This window comes from Desulfovibrio sp. OH1186_COT-070 (assembly GCF_003860215.1).
In the GTDB taxonomy this organism is placed as follows: Bacteria; Desulfobacterota; Desulfovibrionia; order Desulfovibrionales; family Desulfovibrionaceae; genus Desulfovibrio.
This window is the reverse complement of the sequence record NZ_RQYH01000006.1, coordinates 71,443-86,311: the sequence shown is the minus strand read 5'-3', so window position 1 is coordinate 86,311 and position 14,869 is coordinate 71,443. Positions and strand designations below refer to the sequence as shown.

The following is a 14,869-nucleotide window of genomic DNA, read 5'->3' as shown; positions in this document are numbered from 1 at the left end:
GCACACGTTTGCGCCCCGCCGAAATTTTTTCGGCGGGGTTTTCTTTTTCGGGCTACAGATGGTGCAAAGCTGTCAGGACGCCAGCCTGCCCAGCACGTGGCCCATGCGTTCCAGCCCCTGGGTGAGCGCCGCATCGGCCACGGCATAGGAAATGCGGATGCAGTTGTCGTCCCCAAAGGCCGCGCCGGGCACAACAGCCACACGGGCCTCGTCCAGCAGCAGGGTGCACAGTTCCGTGGAGTTGCGACAGGTTTTGCCGTAACACGCGCGCACGTCAGGGAAGAGATAAAATGCTCCGTCCGGTTTGGGGCAGACGGCAAAGGGCCACTCCCGGATAATGGCAAGGGCCGCGTCGCGGCGGCGGGCAAAGGCCGCGCGCATTTCCTCCACGGGCTGCATGGGGCCGGTGAGGGCAGCCAGCGCCGCCCTTTGGGAGATGGAACAGATGCTGGACGTGCTGTGCCCCTGCATGCCCGCAATATGTTTGACAAGATCGGGATGCGCGGCCAGAAAGCCCACGCGCCAGCCTGTCATGGCAAAACTTTTGGACAGGCCGTTGAGCACGGCCACCTGCCGGGGATAGCGGGAAAACCATTCAATGGCGCTGGTCATGACAGCCGGAGCAAAGACCAGTTGGTCATAGATTTCGTCCGAAAGCACAAAAATGCCGCGCTCCATCGCCCAGTCCATGATGGCCGTGAATTCCTCCCTGCCGTACACTACACCGGTGGGGTTGCTGGGCGAGTTGAGGACAAGCAGCCGTGTTTTGGGCGTGAAGCGGGCCTCCAGCATGGCGGGAGTGACCTTGAAGCCCGCTTCTGCTCCGGCGGGAACCTCCACCGGCACGCCGCCCGCCAGCAAAACCATGTCCGGATAGCTGACCCAGCAGGGAGCGGGAATGAGCACCTCGTCGTCGGGATCAATGGTGGCCTGAAGAAAATTGTACAGACAGTGCTTGCCGCCTGCGCCGATGGCAATGGCCTCCCCCGGCACGGCAACGCCATAATTTTTTTCAAAATAGTCCCCGGCGGCCTTGCGCAGCGCCGGTATGCCGGACACTTCGGTATACCGGCAGAAATTTTCGTCAATGGCGGCCTTGGCCGCAGCGCAGATGTGGGGGGGGGTGGGAAAATCCGGCTCGCCCACAGCCAGGCTGGTGACGGCAATGCCACGGGCTTTCAGTTCCAGGGCGCGGCTGTTGACGCTGAGGGTCAGGGACGGCTTGATGCTGCTCAGGCGGCGGGAGATCTGCATGCAAAGGCTCCTGAAAAGGATGTGCGCTCCCGCCCGCAAATCGCGTCACTGCGCAAAGCGGGCTGAAGCGCCCGCAACGTATCAGTTCTGCATACGGGTGTAAATGTGTTCCCGGCGGGGCTGCGTGCAACGGCAGGGACAGGAGGGCTATTTGAGAAAGGCCATGACAGCGACGATGAGCGCGGTCTGGGCAACCATCGTGCCGATGACCCATTTCAGGACTTCATGTTTGTTGGCTTCGATCTTTTCGGCAAGCCGCATTTCCGCTTGAACTACATCAACTTTGGTGGCGAGTTCCTTGCGGGCATTTTCTTCCTGTATGACCGTAAACTCACGAAAAGCGGCGGCCTGCACCTTGGCCTGTTCTTCGGGCACTCCTGCGGCCTTGAGCTTTTCAAAGTATCCCAAGGTATCGAATGTTGCGGCGGTCATGGCGTGGCCTCCTGCATACCGTACAGATAAGCGCCTTTGTGCCGCTTGTCAAAGCTCCCGGCGTGGGGTAGGCACGGGCAATGCCATTTTTGCGCGCAGGAGTAAAAACGCATGCCTCATAGAGCGGAAACAACAGGGCCCAACGTGGGGCAGACGGGCTCTGCGCCCCTGGTTCCTTTTTCGCCGGGGTGCCGGGTAGGTTCTCTTGTGCGCCGGGTCAAGCGCTTCAGCGTGGAACTTGTGCTGGACAATGCCTCTGCCTGGGCCCACAGCAACAATTCCGGCAGCATGCTGGGGCTGACCCGCCCCGGAACACCCGTGCTTGTTTCTCCGGCGTCCACGCCCGGACGCAAGTTGCCCTGGACGCAGGAGTGCGTCTGGCTGTCCGGGCAGCCCCAGCCGCCCGCAGTCACAACATCTTCCGCTGCCTTTGCGCCCGGCGGGCAGGGCTTTTGGGTGGGCGTCAATACTTCCGTGCCCAACAGGATGCTGGCGGCAGCCTTTGCCGCCGGGCGGCTGCCCTTTGCTGCGGGCTATACCTCTCTCGCGCGCGAGGCCGTGCGCGGGGCGAGCCGGCTTGACGGGCTGTTTACCGACCCGAATCTGCCGCCGTTGTGGGTGGAATGCAAAAACGTGACCATGGTGGAAGACGGTATTGCCTGCTTTCCCGATGCGGCATCCGCGCGGGGGCAAAAGCACTTGCGCGAGCTCATGGACATTGCGGCCCACGGGGAACGCGCGGCCATGTTCTATCTGGTGCAGCGTCCGGACGGAAAGTGCTTTGCGCCCGCAGACTTCATTGATTCGGAATATGCGGCCCTGTTTTATGCCGCATTGGCTGCCGGGGTGGAAGTTTTTGTTTTTCGCGCCCTCGTCAACTCCACTGGCGTGGATTTGGGGGGCCGGCTGCCTGTGCTGCCTGCGGAGCACATGCGTGCCTGACGCGCAACTGCATGTGAAATTCTTTTTCTGTTCTCCCGGGCGCTGTTTCCCCAAAAAGGCCCTGTCCGGGCCGCACAGCTCCTGCTCCGGACACTCTGAAGCATTGACGAAGGGTATTTTGCAGGCTATATTTAAGGGCGGCGTTCTCCCGCGTGGTGCGGAAGCCTTTTTCACGGGAGCCTTGTCATGGCAGATCTTCTTCTTGAGCGTCCTTTGGCGGGTGAGCAGCGTGCTGTTTCGGTTCAGGCGGATTCCCGCCTTGTGCTGCAATTCCCCGTGGAGCAGGCCGCCCTTGAAAAAGTGGGGGATGGCCTGCTCTTCCGTTTTGCCGACGGCTCCAGCGTGCAGATATACAATTTTTACACGCAGTTCTCCGGGGCGATCCTTCCGGTTTTTGTGGTGAATGGCCAGAGCATGCTTGGCACAGACTTTTTTAGTGCCTTCGGGCCGGGGCTTGATCCCGATGCCGCCCTGTCGCCACGCGCATCCCGCCGGGAGGAATGGACCGACGATCATGCGGTTTCCGCCCCTCTTGTCCCCGCGCAGGGCGCTGCGGAGGAACAAGCCTCTCCGGAAGGCGGCTCTGCCGCAGTCAGACGGGCCAAGGGGGCTGCGGCGAGCGCGCGCCAGGCCGCTGACGATGATGTGCTGCTTTTTGCTCCCGACATTGGCATGGATATGCCGGAAAAGCCGGACGCTCCGCCCCTTCCTTCCGGCGGCAACAGCGCGCCCCGTATCACCGCTCTGGCCGAAGGTGCTCCCTGGTGGGGACAGTACGCAGTGGATGCGGACGGCGACCTCCTGACCTTCACCCCGGCCGAACCTGCGGGCACATGGGGGCACCTGACCACAAGCGGGGACGGCAGCTACACGTACTCCCTGAAGCTTGACGAAGATTCCCTTGCCGTGCTCAACGCTGACCTGCGCAATAGTGCCGACCACAAGCTCACCGACAGCTTTGTCTTTACGGTGAGCGACGGGCACGAAACGGTCAGCGGTGTTCTGGGGCCGGACATTGTGGGGCATATGGGAGAAAAGGACGATATTTTCCGGGTTGACCTGGATCTTGAGGACCGCCACTTTCTGTTTTTGGGCGGCGAGGACGGGGACGTGATCAACGCTGGAAGCGGCAACGATGTGCTGTACGGCGGTAAAGGGGCCGACACCCTGCACGGCGGCGCGGGCAACGACGTCCTCTGGGGTGGTGACGGAGACGATATCCTTCACGGCGGCGATGGCGACGATATGCTCTGCGGCGGTGGCGGCAACGACTTGCTTTATGGCGGCAACGGCAACGATATCCTCTGGCACAGCTATGATGATACCATTGACGGCGGCGCGGGCACGGACGTGTTGTTGGCCTCTATTTTTAAAGACGACACCTTCTCTGAATCCGTGATGAAGAGCTTTTTGCACACGCTTGGCGGTACCGGACCCCAAAATATTGAAATTGTGGTCAACGGAAAGGGCGCTGGCAGCCTGACCGACATGGGCAAGCTGGGTGCTGCAGGCCTTACGGTATACGCTGACGGCGAGGTTGAGGTGAATGCGGAACTGTGGAGCACGAGTGAAGATGTACACGGCTTCACGGTATACACGCCCACCTCTGAAAACAGTGCCTCCCTGACATTTTTGGCCGTCAAGGCGGCGGAATTGGAACTGGGTGGCTGCTGACCCAGCGCTCTTTACGGCGGCGACGGCACGGAGGCGCTGCTTACGTCCGTCAACAACAGCGATTTGCAAGGCCTCAACAGCGGCAACACCAGGGCCATTGACATTGTGCCCAACGGGGTGGATACCGCCAGCCTGACCAGCATGAACGATCTGTCGGGCAAGGGCATCAATACCGGGGAGGACGGCACGTTCAGCCAGAACACCGCCGACGGCTGGACCAGCGCCGGAAGCAGCACGGACGCCGCAGGCACATCCTCTGGGGGCTATACCAACGAGGATCTTGATCTGACCCTTGCCGTGGAAAGCGCAAAAACCGGAACCGGCGTCTGAACGCGGAAAAAGCTCAAAAAGCCCCGTCCCGGCCAGGAGTGCCGGGGCGGGGGGATTCCGGGCAGGTTGGCCTTCAGCGGTTCGGGTTTGCCTGCATGCCCGCTGCATATCCTTGATGGCATGCGGATACGCTTGAGTGTCTGCCTGTTGGTACTGTGCCAATACAGCCAGTCGTCCCAAGCGGCCATGCGCGCTGCCGGGCGGAGTTTTTATGCCTGCAAAGCCCCAAGAGGCTGGTGGGCACAAGGCGGGTTACAGCTTGTGGGGGAGCAGGTCGCAGGGCGTGTTTTCCTGCGAGAGGTAGATGAGTTCCTCGGCCATGTGCAGCAGCTGGTTTACCAGCCCGCCCCCGGTCATGGGATGGCCGAAAATTTCCTGCCGCCGGTGGTCCAGTCCGCGCCGCCCCACGGCATCGGGCACAATGGGCGAAAGCGTGTCTGCCAGGCGGCAGGCCAGCAGATAGTCCTCGGCGCTGGCAGCGAACAGGCGCATCAAGGGCTCAAAACGGGCCCGCGTTTCTTCCCACCAGGCAAGGGCTTTTGCGGAAGGCGGCAGGGCGGCGGCCGTGCAGAGCGCGGCATACAGATTGTTGCAGGCCGCTCCGGGCAGGCCGCTCCGCCAGCCCCAGAGCCAGTGGGTGCGGGCAAAAAACAGGCGGTGCTCCACAGCCAGATCCAGAAGGGCGCGCACACGCTCAAGCCCGTGCAGCAGGGGCGCGCCGGGGCCATCGGGCCAGACGGCGCGGGGGGAGCGCAACTGCCAGAGGGGCACACGGCAGCCCGCAGGCTCCAGCCCCGCGCTTTGCAGCACATGGGCAAGCCATGCGTTGGCGTCGGGGCTGTGCGGCGTTTCCAGATGGGAATAGCTCAGGATGTATTGGCCCCTGCCGTACTGCCCGCTGACGATCATGGGCTGGCCTTCCAGAAAATCCGCCGAAAGATCAACACCGTACATGGCCTGCCAGCTTTCAAAGATATGGCGCGGCACAAGGTGCAGGGGCAGGTCTGCCAACCAGAAGTCGTCGTCGGGCCTGCCGTAGGAGGCCAGAGTCCGCACCTGCGGGTCAGGGGTGGGCGCAAAGCGTCCCGGCCACCACACGGGCAGGGCCGGAGCGTCGGGCAGGCCCGGAGCCGGAGCTCCGCCTTCGCAATGCGCCCGCACATGGCCGGAAACAAGATGGTGCAGGCGCTGACGGTATCCGGCTCTCTGCCAGGGGCAGAGGCCCAGCCCGTGGTCAGAGTCCGCATGGGTCAGGGCCAGTCCGGCCCCGCCGCAAAAACCCAGATACCGCCCCCCCTCGGCGACCCAGCGGCGGACGGCCTCGCGCCCTTTGGCCCCCAGAGCCTGCGCCTTGAGCCGCGCGGAACCGCCGGGAACAAGCAGCAGGGCCGTGCCCGCCTGCTTGCGTAAAAACGCGCCTTCGGCTATTTCTTTGCCCTTCACCAGGCGGCAGGGCAGCCCCAGGGCGCGCACGGCACGCCAGGCCATAAGCCCCCAGATATGGGAGGCATCCCACAAAAGACAAATCGGATGCGCGGCAGACATGGTGTTGCAGTATCCTCGCCTTTTACGGAGAAAGCAAGATGGCGGAATCCCTTTCCAAGGGCTATGAGCCCCATGACGTTGAAGCTCGCTGGCGCAGGCACTGGGAAGAAAACCGGACGTTTGTCGCCAATCCCGAAAACGGGGGCGAGCCTTTTGCCATTGTCATTCCGCCGCCCAACGTCACCGGAGCCCTGCACATCGGCCACGCGCTCAACCTCACGCTCATTGACGTGCTCTGCCGCCATGCTCGCCAGAAGGGAAAAAACGTCCTGTGGGTTCCGGGCACGGACCATGCGGGCATTGCCACCCAGAACGTGGTGGAGCGAGCCTTGGGCAAGGAAGGCCTGAGCCGCGGGCAACTGGGGCGCGAAGCCTTTGTGGAGCGCGTGTGGGCGTGGCGCGAGGACTACGGGCACCGCATTCTGGATCAGATCTCGGCCATGGGAGCTTCCGTGGACTGGTCGCGCCTGCGCTTCACCATGGACGAAGGCCTTTCTGCGGCGGTACGCAAGGTTTTTGTGCAACTCTACCGTGAGGGGCTGATCTACCGCGGCGACTATATCATCAACTGGTGCTCGCGCTGCCATACGGCCCTGGCCGACGACGAGGTGGAGCACGAACCGTCGCGGGGGCGCCTCTGGAAGGTGCGCTATCGCCTGGCGGACGGCAGCGGCCACATCACGGTGGCCACCACCCGCCCTGAAACCATCCCCGGCGATACGGCGGTTTGCGTACATCCTGAAGACGAGCGCTATGCCCAATATGTGGGCAGAACGGTTCTGGTCCCTGTGCTGGGGCGTGAAGTGCCTGTTATTGCCGACAGTTATGTGGATCGTGAGTTCGGAACAGGCGCGCTCAAGGTGACGCCCTGCCATGACCCCAACGACTGGCTGCTGGGCAAAAAACACGGCCTCGCCTTTGTGCAGGTCATTGACGACAACGGCGTCATGACTGCCGAAGCCGGGCCTTGCGCGGGCATGCGCAAGGAGGAATGCCGCGATGCCATTGTCGCCCGCATGGAGGCTGACGGCCTTCTTGAGGGCGTGGAGGAGATCGAGCATGCCGTGGGCCATTGCTACCGCTGCCATACGGTGGTGGAGCCGCACGTTTCCACCCAGTGGTTCGTGGCCGCCACAAAAATGGCGAAGGCCGCGCGCGAGGCCGTGCCCGGCCTGACGGAAGTGTATCCCGAAAGCTGGTGCAAGACCTACTACCACTGGCTGGACAATATCCGCGACTGGTGCATCAGCCGCCAGATATGGTGGGGGCACCGCATCCCTGCCTGGACGTGCCGGCAGTGCGGCGAGCTTGTGGTGAACGAAGAGGCTCCCCAGGTCTGCCCCGCCTGCGGGGGAGCAGAGCTTGATCAGGAAGAGGATGTGCTGGACACCTGGTTCTCGTCCGCGCTCTGGCCCTTTTCCACCCTGGGCTGGCCGGAGCGGGGCAGGGATCTTGCGTGCTGGTATCCCACGGCCGTGCTGGTCACGGGCTTTGACATTCTTTTTTTCTGGGTGGCCCGCATGATGATGATGGGCATGCACTTCATGGGCAGGCCGCCTTTCCGGCATGTTTACCTGCACGCCCTGGTGCGCGATGCGTCGGGGCGAAAGATGTCCAAGTCCACGGGCAATGTCATTGACCCGCTGCAAATGATCGACAAATACGGCTGTGATGCCCTGCGTTTCACCCTTGTCTCTTTTGCGGCCATGGGGCGCGACATACGCCTTTCGGAAGACCGCATCGAAGGCTACCGCCATTTTGTGAACAAGCTCTGGAATGCGGCCCGCTTTGCCCTCATGAATCTTTCCGGGGAGGCTCCCGCCGCCGTGGAGCCGGACAGGGTTGCGGGTCTGCACCACCAGTGGCTGCTGCACCGCCTTGAAGCCGTGAAAGAAGAAATGGACCGGGCGCTGGAGGAATACCGCTTCAACGATGCGGCCCAGGTGGGCTACAAATTCTTGTGGAACGAATTCTGCGACTGGTATCTGGAACTCATCAAGTCTGATATGCAGCCCGGGTCGGACGCAGAGTTGGGCGGGGAGCGCCGGGAGCAGGCCCGCCATGTGCTCTGGCTGGCCCTGCGCGAGATACTGGTGCTGCTGCATCCCCTGATGCCTTTTGTCACTGCCGAGATCTGGTCCGCCCTGCCCGTGCCCGCAGGCGGGCAGACCACGGATATTGCTCTGGAGGTTTATCCACAGCCGCGCCCCCGCTGCGTGCGGCCCGTGGAGGCGGCCCGCATGGAATTTGTGCAGGGGGTCATTGTGGCTGTGCGCACCATCAGGGCGGAACTGGGCATCAGTCCGGGGCAGAGGATCAGCCTGCTGCTGCGGCCCGCGGATGCGGCGCAAGGGGCGCTGCTGGAGGAAAACAGGCAGCATGTGACGACCCTGGCCAGGGTGGAGAGCCTTGCCGTGGACGCGGCCCTGCAAACGCCAAAAGCCTCTGCCTCCGCCGTGGTGGACGGCTGCCAGATATTTGTGCCCCTCAAGGGCACGGTGGACCTCAACGGCGAACTGGCCCGGCTGGACAAGGAACTGGCCCGGCTGGCCAAAGACATGGCGGCCGTGAACCTGAAGCTGATGAACGAAAGCTTTGTCAGCCGGGCTCCGGCGGATGTTGTGGCCCGCGAGAGGGAGCGCGCGGAAAAACTGTGCGATACCCGGACGAAACTGGAAGCCCTGCGGCAGCGTTTTGCCGAGGCTCTGGAAGAATAGCGGCAGAGGTTTTTTCGGCGAAACGCGCGGGCACAGCGGCAAAAGGCTTGACTATCTTTTCTGGACGGGATATGTCATGCCTCTTGAAATCATTTCAACACCCCGTATGGAGGGAAGAATGCCCACGATCAACCAGCTTATCCGCATTGAGCGGAAGGCCGTGGTCAAGCGCAAGAAAACGCCCGCCCTGCAGGCCTGCCCGCAGCGCCGTGGCGTGTGTACCCGCGTGTATACCACCACGCCCAAAAAGCCCAACTCGGCCCTGCGCAAGGTCGCCCGTGTGCGCCTGACCAACGGCATCGAGGTAACGGCCTACATCCCCGGCGAAGGCCACAACCTGCAGGAGCACTCTGTGGTCATCATCCGCGGCGGCCGCGTCAAGGACCTGCCCGGTGTGCGCTACCACATTGTGCGCGGCACGCTGGATACCTCCGGTGTGGCCGACCGCCGTCAGGGACGTTCCAAGTACGGCGCCAAGCGCCCCAAATAAATATGTATTCCACCGGCGGACGCCATGCGCCGCTCCGCCCCTTGCGGGGGCGGTGTGTCGCGGGGTTGGTGACGCCGCAGTATTTGCACAAGGAGAAACCCCATGCCCCGTAAAGGTCCTGTTCCCAAGAGGGAAGTTCTGCCCGATCCGCTGTACTCCAGCCGTCTGGTCACCAAATTCGTGAACCGCCTCATGTACAACGGCAAAAAGGGCGCGGCCGAAAAAATTTTTTACAGCTCCCTTGAGGCTCTGGCCGAAAAAACCGGCGACGATGCCATGCGCGCCTTTGAAAAGGCGCTGGACAACGTGAAGCCCCATATGGAAGTCAAGGCCCGCCGCGTTGGCGGAGCCACCTATCAGGTCCCGATGGAAGTGCGCCCCGAGCGGCAGATTTCCCTGTCCATCCGTTGGCTCATCAACTACGCCCGTTCGCGCGGCGAAAAGGGAATGACCGCCAAACTTTCCGCAGAGTTGCTGGACGCGTACAACGGGCGCGGCGGCGCGGTGAAGAAGCGTGAGGACACTCACCGCATGGCCGACGCCAACAAGGCTTTTTCCCACTACCGCTGGTAAGGGGCCTTCTGTTTTCGAGTACCGCCCGACGCCGCCTCCTTACGGATGCGGCGTCGGTTTTGCACCACAGCGCATCCGCAGCATGGAGGAACTACCGTGTCCCGCACCATACCCGTCGAAAAACAGCGCAATATCGGGATCATGGCCCATATTGACGCAGGCAAGACCACGACCACTGAGCGCATCCTCTTTTATACCGGCGTAACCCACAAGCTCGGCGAAACGCATGACGGCGGCGCCACCATGGACTGGATGGAGCAGGAGCAGGAGCGCGGCATCACCATCACGTCCGCAGCCACCACATGCTTCTGGAAGGACTGCCGCATCAATATCATCGACACTCCGGGGCACGTGGACTTTACCATCGAGGTGGAGCGCTCCCTGCGTGTGCTGGACGGCGCGGTCTGCGTTTTTGACGCGGTGGCCGGTGTGGAGCCCCAGTCGGAAACCGTGTGGCGGCAAGCCGACCGCTATCAGGTGCCGCGGATTTGTTTTGTGAACAAGATGGACCGCATCGGCGCCAACTTTTTCCGCTGTGTGGACATGATCCACGACCGCCTGGGCGCCAAGGCCGTTCCCCTGCAACTGCCCATCGGCTCCGAAGACAAGTTCGAGGGCGTGGTGGATCTGGTGCGCGGCAAGGCCATCCGCTTTGACAAGAGCAGCAAGGGCATGGACTTTGTGGTGGAAGACGTGCCCGCCGACATGCAGACCCTGTACGACGAAAAACACCACGAACTCGTGGAAGCCGTGGCCGAAGAAGACGAAGCCCTGCTGGAAAAATATCTTGGCGGTGAAAGCCTGACCGAGGAAGAAATCGTCTCCTGCATCCGCAAGGCGACCATCTCCCGCAGCATTGTACCGGTCATGCTGGGCTCGGCCTTCCGCAACATGGGTGTGCAGCCCCTGCTGGACGCCGTGGTGGACTATCTGCCCTCTCCGGTGGACATTCCGCCCATGCCGGGCCACGAGCCGGATGCCGAAGACAAGATCATCCAGTGCCCCTGTGACGACAAGGAACCTCTGGCCGGGCTGGTATTCAAGCTTTTTTCCGACCCCTTCATCGGGCATCTGTCCTTTTTCCGCATCTATTCGGGCTTTGTCGAATCGGGCATGGCCGCCTACAACGCCAACACCGGCAAGCGCGAGCGCATCGGCCGCATCCTGAAGATGCACGCCAACAAGCGTGAAGATGTCAAATGGGCGGGTGCGGGCGATATTGTGGCTCTGGTGGGCCTGAAAAACGCCTCCACCGGCGATACCCTTTGCGACGAAAAGCGCCCGGTTGTTCTGGAATCCCTGAACATTCCCGAGCCGGTCATCGAGGTGGCCATCGAACCCAAGACCAAGGCCGACCGTGACGCCCTCTCCGCCGCGCTGAACAAGCTGGCCAAGGAAGATCCGTCCTTCCGCGTCAAGGGCGATGAAGAAACCAACCAGACCCTCATTGCGGGCATGGGCGAGTTGCATCTGGAAATCATTGTGGACCGCCTGACCCGCGAGTTCAACGTCAATGCCAATGTGGGCAAGCCCCAGGTGGCGTACCGCGAAACCATTTCCAAGTCCGCCAAGTCCGACCTCAAGTATGCCAAGCAGTCCGGCGGGCGCGGCCAGTACGGCCATGTGGTTATCGAAATCGAGCCCAACCCGGCGGGAGGCTACGAATTCGTCAACTCCATTTCCGGCGGCGTCATTCCCAAGGAATACATTCCCGCTGTGGACAAGGGCATGCAGGATGCCCTGAAATCGGGTGTGCTGGCCAGTTTTCCTGTGGTGGACGTGAAGGTCAACCTGGTTTTCGGCTCCTACCACGAGGTGGACTCCTCGGAACAGGCCTTCTACATTGCCGGTTCCATGGCCATCAAGGACGCCATGGGCAAGGCTTCTCCGGTGTTGCTGGAGCCCATCATGGATGTGGAGGTGGTTACGCCGGAGGAATATCTGGGCGACGTCATGGGCGATCTCAACGGCCGCCGCGGGCGGGTGCAGAGCATGGAGGCCCGCGCCGGAGGGGCGCAGAGCGTGCGTGCCCAGGTGCCGCTGTCGGCCATGTTCGGCTATGCCACGGACTTGCGCTCGCGCACCCAGGGCCGCGCCACCTTTACCATGCAGTTTGACCATTACGAGCGTGTGCCCCAGGCCATTGCCGAGGAAATTCAGAAAACCAGAACGTAGTCGCGTCCCGCGGTACGGTTTTGCGCGTCGCCCGGGGGTTCTCCGGGCGCGTGCTTTTTGGGAACCGTGCGTCTGCGGCGGCGCATCGCAGGAGGCGACCATGCAGAGCGATTTGCCCAAGGGCTTTGCGGCGGGAACGGCCGCCGCCGGATTCCGGAAGGAAGGCCGGGACGATCTGGGCCTGATTGTTTCGGACTGCCCCGCCGTGCTGGCGGGCATGTTTACCAAAAACGTGTTCAAGGCCGCGCCGGTTCTTGTTTGTCAGGAGATACTGCGCGGCAACGGGCCTGTGCGGGCGGTGCTGGCCAATGCCGGTCAGGCCAATGCCTGCACCGGTCAGGAAGGACTGGAAAACTGCCGCGCCACCCAGAGCATGCTCGCCCAAAGCACAGGCCTGCCTGTGGAGCAGATTTTGCCCCTGTCCACCGGGGTGGTGGGAGCGCACCTCAAGATGGATCTCTGGCAAAAGGCCCTTCCGGCGCTGGTGGACAGTTTGGGCAGCCGGGATGCCGAAGGGTTTACGCGCTCTTTCATGACCACCGACGCCTTTCCCAAATTTTCCTCGCGCGATGTGCGCCTTTCCGGCGGGACAGTGCGCCTGACCGTGATGGCCAAGGGCGCGGGCATGATCTGCCCCGACATGGCCACCATGCTTTGTGTGGCTCTTGCCGATGCGGAAGTGGAGCGCTCGGCCTGGCAGGCCATGTTCGCCCGCGCGGTGGAAAGCACCTTCAACCGGGTGAGCGTTGACGGCGATACCTCCACCAACGACACCATACTGGGCCTTGCCAACGGCGCGTCAGGCGTGAGCGCGGCACAGCCCCAAGACGCGGCCCTGCTGGAAGAAGCCCTGACCGACATTCTGCGCACAGTGGCCCTGATGCTGGTCAGGGACGGCGAAGGCGCGCGCAAGGTCATCCACATTACGGTGACGGGCGCGGCAAACGACAGCGATGCCCGGCGCGTGGCCCGCAGTGTGGGGCATTCGCAACTGGTCAAGACCGCCATGTACGGGGGCGACGCCAACTGGGGGCGCATTGTGACCGCCGTGGGCTACAGCGGGGCGGAGGTTGATCCGGAACAGGTCAGCATGAAGCTCTGCGGCATTGAGCGTTTTCGCCACGGATGCCCGGTCAATGAGGATCAGGAGGAAAAGCTGGCGCAACTGCTCGCGGCCGGAGATGTGGAAGTGGAAATCACACTGGGCAGCGGGCCGGGCTTCTATGTTTTTCACGCATCGGATCTGGGGCACGAATACGTTTCGCTCAATGCGGACTACCGGTCCTGACGCAAACTGCCCACAAAATATTCCGTCCGGTCCGGAGGGAGCGCCTTTCTGCTCCCTCCGGACCGGACGTTTTGATCCGCGCAAGGTGCAGCTATATTTCCGTAACCCAGTCCACAATCTGCGCCATGCGGCGCAGCACATAGCGCCGCTGGGGCAGGGGCTGGGCCAGATCCTCCAGATCTCCGGCCAGGCGGTAGATGCGCCAGTCGCCTTCAGGGGCAGCGCCCTGCCGCACAGCTTCGGTAACTGCGGCGCGCGCTTCGCCGGGGGAGCAGAAAAGCTCGAATTCCTGCACGCCGGGGTCCAGAATGACCTGATCCCCCCCCGCAATATCCACGATATAATTGCCCGGCGCGTAGACGTAAACAAAGGGGCACGGCTCCGGCGGCGGATCGTTTTGCGGCGGCAGGGACTGGGAGCGGGCACAGGCCAGCAGGGAGCACAGCAGAAGCGGCAGCAGAAGGCGCGGCAACATATCCACCTCGGTTTTTGGGCAAACTACAGCAAAAGGGTTCGCGGCCGCAACCGTTTTCAGCGGCCCGCAGCCATGGCCCGCAACCGCTGGATGCGTTCTTCCAGGGGAGGGTGCGTGCTGAAGAGGCTGGCCATGCCGCCGCGCCCGAACAGGGGGGCCACAATGAACATCTGCTCCGTGCTGGGATTGCCCTGCTGCATGGGCACACGCCCGCTGGCCGCGCCCAGCTTGGCCAGAGCTCCGGCCAGGGCCAGCGGCTGTCCGCACAGGGCGGCTCCGGTATCGTCGGCCAGATACTCGCGCGAGCGCGAAATGGCCATCTGGATAATGCCTGCGGCAAGAGGGGCCAGAAGGGCCAGCGCCAGTGCGGCCAGCGGGTTGCCGCCGCCTTCTCCGTCCCGGTTACCGCCGCCGAAAATGGCCGTGAACTGAAAAATATTGGCCAGGGTCACAATGGCCGAAGCCATGACTCCGGCAATGGTCTGGACAAGAATGTCGCGGTTGACAATGTGGCCGATTTCGTGGGCCAGCACGCCGCGCAGTTCTTCGGGCGAGAGTATGCGCACAATGCCCTCGGTCACGGCGACCACCGCATTTTCCGGGTTGCGCCCGGTGGCAAAGGCGTTGGGCGCGGCCTCGGGCACCACGCAGACGCGGGGCTTGGGAATACCCGCTTTTCGGGAAAGCTCTTCCACCATACTGTGGATCTGGGGGGCTTCTTCGGGGGCCAGTTCGCGCGCGCGGTACATGGAAAGCACGATCTTGTCCGAATACCAGTAGCTGCCCAGGTTCATGGCAAGGGCCAGGCCAAAGGCGATGATGATGCCGGAGCGTCCGCCCAGCATGCCGCCCAGAGCGATGATGATGCCCGAAAGAAGGGCCAGGAGCAGCAGGGTCTTGAGTTGGCTGGTCATGGTATTCTCGTTGTCTGTAGTGTGCGGCTTGCGGCGTGGATTCCGCGAAGCGGGGTTTGG

At 62.7% G+C, this 14,869-nt stretch carries 13 protein-coding genes; 8 read left to right on the top strand and 5 right to left on the bottom strand.

Going from position 1 to position 14,869, the window contains the following annotated elements; translation table 11 throughout:
• Positions 1-72 precede the first annotated feature (72 nt).
• The gene (locus EII23_RS03505) at positions 73-1,254 is read right to left on the bottom strand and encodes a pyridoxal phosphate-dependent aminotransferase (protein ID WP_124792005.1); all 1,182 of its coding nucleotides are present in this window, start codon (positions 1,252-1,254) and stop codon (positions 73-75) included.
• A 147-nt stretch (positions 1,255-1,401) separates the two neighbouring features.
• On the bottom strand, positions 1,402-1,686 hold the full coding sequence (locus EII23_RS03500; RefSeq protein WP_124792004.1) for a DUF1640 domain-containing protein: 285 nt from the start codon (positions 1,684-1,686) through the stop codon (positions 1,402-1,404).
• A gap of 111 nt (positions 1,687-1,797) precedes the next feature.
• Here EII23_RS03500 and EII23_RS03495 point away from each other — a divergent pair, with 111 nt between their 5' ends.
• The 3 genes from EII23_RS03495 (at position 1,798) to EII23_RS03485 (ending at position 4,632) form a co-directional block, all read left to right on the top strand.
• Positions 1,798-2,628: a DNA/RNA nuclease SfsA gene (locus EII23_RS03495; protein ID WP_124792003.1), complete on the top strand. Its 831-nt coding sequence runs from the start codon at positions 1,798-1,800 to the stop codon at positions 2,626-2,628.
• A 186-nt stretch (positions 2,629-2,814) separates the two neighbouring features.
• The gene (locus tag EII23_RS13575; protein WP_124792002.1) at positions 2,815-4,302 is read left to right on the top strand and encodes a calcium-binding protein; all 1,488 of its coding nucleotides are present in this window, start codon (positions 2,815-2,817) and stop codon (positions 4,300-4,302) included.
• Positions 4,303-4,365: 63 nt separating this feature from the next.
• Entirely contained in the window at positions 4,366-4,632 is a 267-nt protein-coding gene (locus EII23_RS03485) for a hypothetical protein (RefSeq protein WP_124792001.1), read from the top strand.
• Between the two features lie 252 nt (positions 4,633-4,884).
• On the opposite strand, the gene EII23_RS03475 is transcribed toward EII23_RS03485, so the two are convergent.
• The gene (locus tag EII23_RS03475) at positions 4,885-6,177 is read right to left on the bottom strand and encodes a BPL-N domain-containing protein (protein ID WP_124791999.1); all 1,293 of its coding nucleotides are present in this window, start codon (positions 6,175-6,177) and stop codon (positions 4,885-4,887) included.
• A gap of 38 nt (positions 6,178-6,215) precedes the next feature.
• Here EII23_RS03475 and EII23_RS03470 point away from each other — a divergent pair, with 38 nt between their 5' ends.
• The 5 genes from EII23_RS03470 (at position 6,216) to argJ (ending at position 13,420) form a co-directional block, all read left to right on the top strand.
• Positions 6,216-8,894, top strand: coding sequence for a valine--tRNA ligase (locus EII23_RS03470; protein WP_124791998.1), 2,679 nt, complete (start codon positions 6,216-6,218; stop codon positions 8,892-8,894).
• A gap of 118 nt (positions 8,895-9,012) precedes the next feature.
• Positions 9,013-9,384: a 30S ribosomal protein S12 gene (rpsL, locus tag EII23_RS03465; RefSeq protein ID WP_124791997.1), complete on the top strand. Its 372-nt coding sequence runs from the start codon at positions 9,013-9,015 to the stop codon at positions 9,382-9,384.
• Between the two features lie 102 nt (positions 9,385-9,486).
• Positions 9,487-9,957, top strand: coding sequence for a 30S ribosomal protein S7 (rpsG, locus tag EII23_RS03460; protein WP_124791996.1), 471 nt, complete (start codon positions 9,487-9,489; stop codon positions 9,955-9,957).
• 96 nt (positions 9,958-10,053) lie between these two features.
• Positions 10,054-12,132, top strand: coding sequence for an elongation factor G (gene fusA / locus EII23_RS03455; protein ID WP_124791995.1), 2,079 nt, complete (start codon positions 10,054-10,056; stop codon positions 12,130-12,132).
• 100 nt (positions 12,133-12,232) lie between these two features.
• The gene (gene argJ / locus EII23_RS03450; protein ID WP_124791994.1) at positions 12,233-13,420 is read left to right on the top strand and encodes a bifunctional glutamate N-acetyltransferase/amino-acid acetyltransferase ArgJ; all 1,188 of its coding nucleotides are present in this window, start codon (positions 12,233-12,235) and stop codon (positions 13,418-13,420) included.
• A gap of 91 nt (positions 13,421-13,511) precedes the next feature.
• On the opposite strand, the gene EII23_RS03445 is transcribed toward argJ, so the two are convergent.
• Both EII23_RS03445 and EII23_RS03440 read right to left on the bottom strand, forming a co-directional pair.
• Positions 13,512-13,895, bottom strand: a complete 384-nt coding sequence (locus EII23_RS03445; protein WP_124791993.1) for a DVU_2496 family lipoprotein — start codon at positions 13,893-13,895, stop codon at positions 13,512-13,514.
• A gap of 56 nt (positions 13,896-13,951) precedes the next feature.
• Positions 13,952-14,809 carry a zinc metalloprotease HtpX gene (locus tag EII23_RS03440; protein WP_124791992.1) on the bottom strand — a complete coding sequence of 286 codons (858 nt, stop codon included), beginning with the start codon at positions 14,807-14,809 and terminating at the stop codon, positions 13,952-13,954.
• Positions 14,810-14,869 lie beyond the last annotated feature (60 nt).

Bases quoted from the DNA above. Each gene is read 5' to 3' on its own strand.
- EII23_RS03475 (WP_124791999.1), bottom strand. From the start codon at position 6,177: ATGTCTGCCGCGCATCCGATTTGTCTTTTGTGGGATGCCTCCCATATC.
- EII23_RS03445 (WP_124791993.1), bottom strand. From the start codon at position 13,895: ATGTTGCCGCGCCTTCTGCTGCCGCTTCTGCTGTGCTCCCTGCTGGCC.
- EII23_RS03500 (WP_124792004.1), bottom strand. From the start codon at position 1,686: ATGACCGCCGCAACATTCGATACCTTGGGATACTTTGAAAAGCTCAAG.
- rpsL (WP_124791997.1), top strand. From the start codon at position 9,013: ATGCCCACGATCAACCAGCTTATCCGCATTGAGCGGAAGGCCGTGGTC.
- EII23_RS03440 (WP_124791992.1), bottom strand. From the start codon at position 14,809: ATGACCAGCCAACTCAAGACCCTGCTGCTCCTGGCCCTTCTTTCGGGC.
- argJ (WP_124791994.1), top strand. From the start codon at position 12,233: ATGCAGAGCGATTTGCCCAAGGGCTTTGCGGCGGGAACGGCCGCCGCC.
- rpsG (WP_124791996.1), top strand. From the start codon at position 9,487: ATGCCCCGTAAAGGTCCTGTTCCCAAGAGGGAAGTTCTGCCCGATCCG.
- EII23_RS03505 (WP_124792005.1), bottom strand. From the start codon at position 1,254: ATGCAGATCTCCCGCCGCCTGAGCAGCATCAAGCCGTCCCTGACCCTC.
- EII23_RS03495 (WP_124792003.1), top strand. From the start codon at position 1,798: ATGCCTCATAGAGCGGAAACAACAGGGCCCAACGTGGGGCAGACGGGC.
- EII23_RS13575 (WP_124792002.1), top strand. From the start codon at position 2,815: ATGGCAGATCTTCTTCTTGAGCGTCCTTTGGCGGGTGAGCAGCGTGCT.
- EII23_RS03470 (WP_124791998.1), top strand. From the start codon at position 6,216: ATGGCGGAATCCCTTTCCAAGGGCTATGAGCCCCATGACGTTGAAGCT.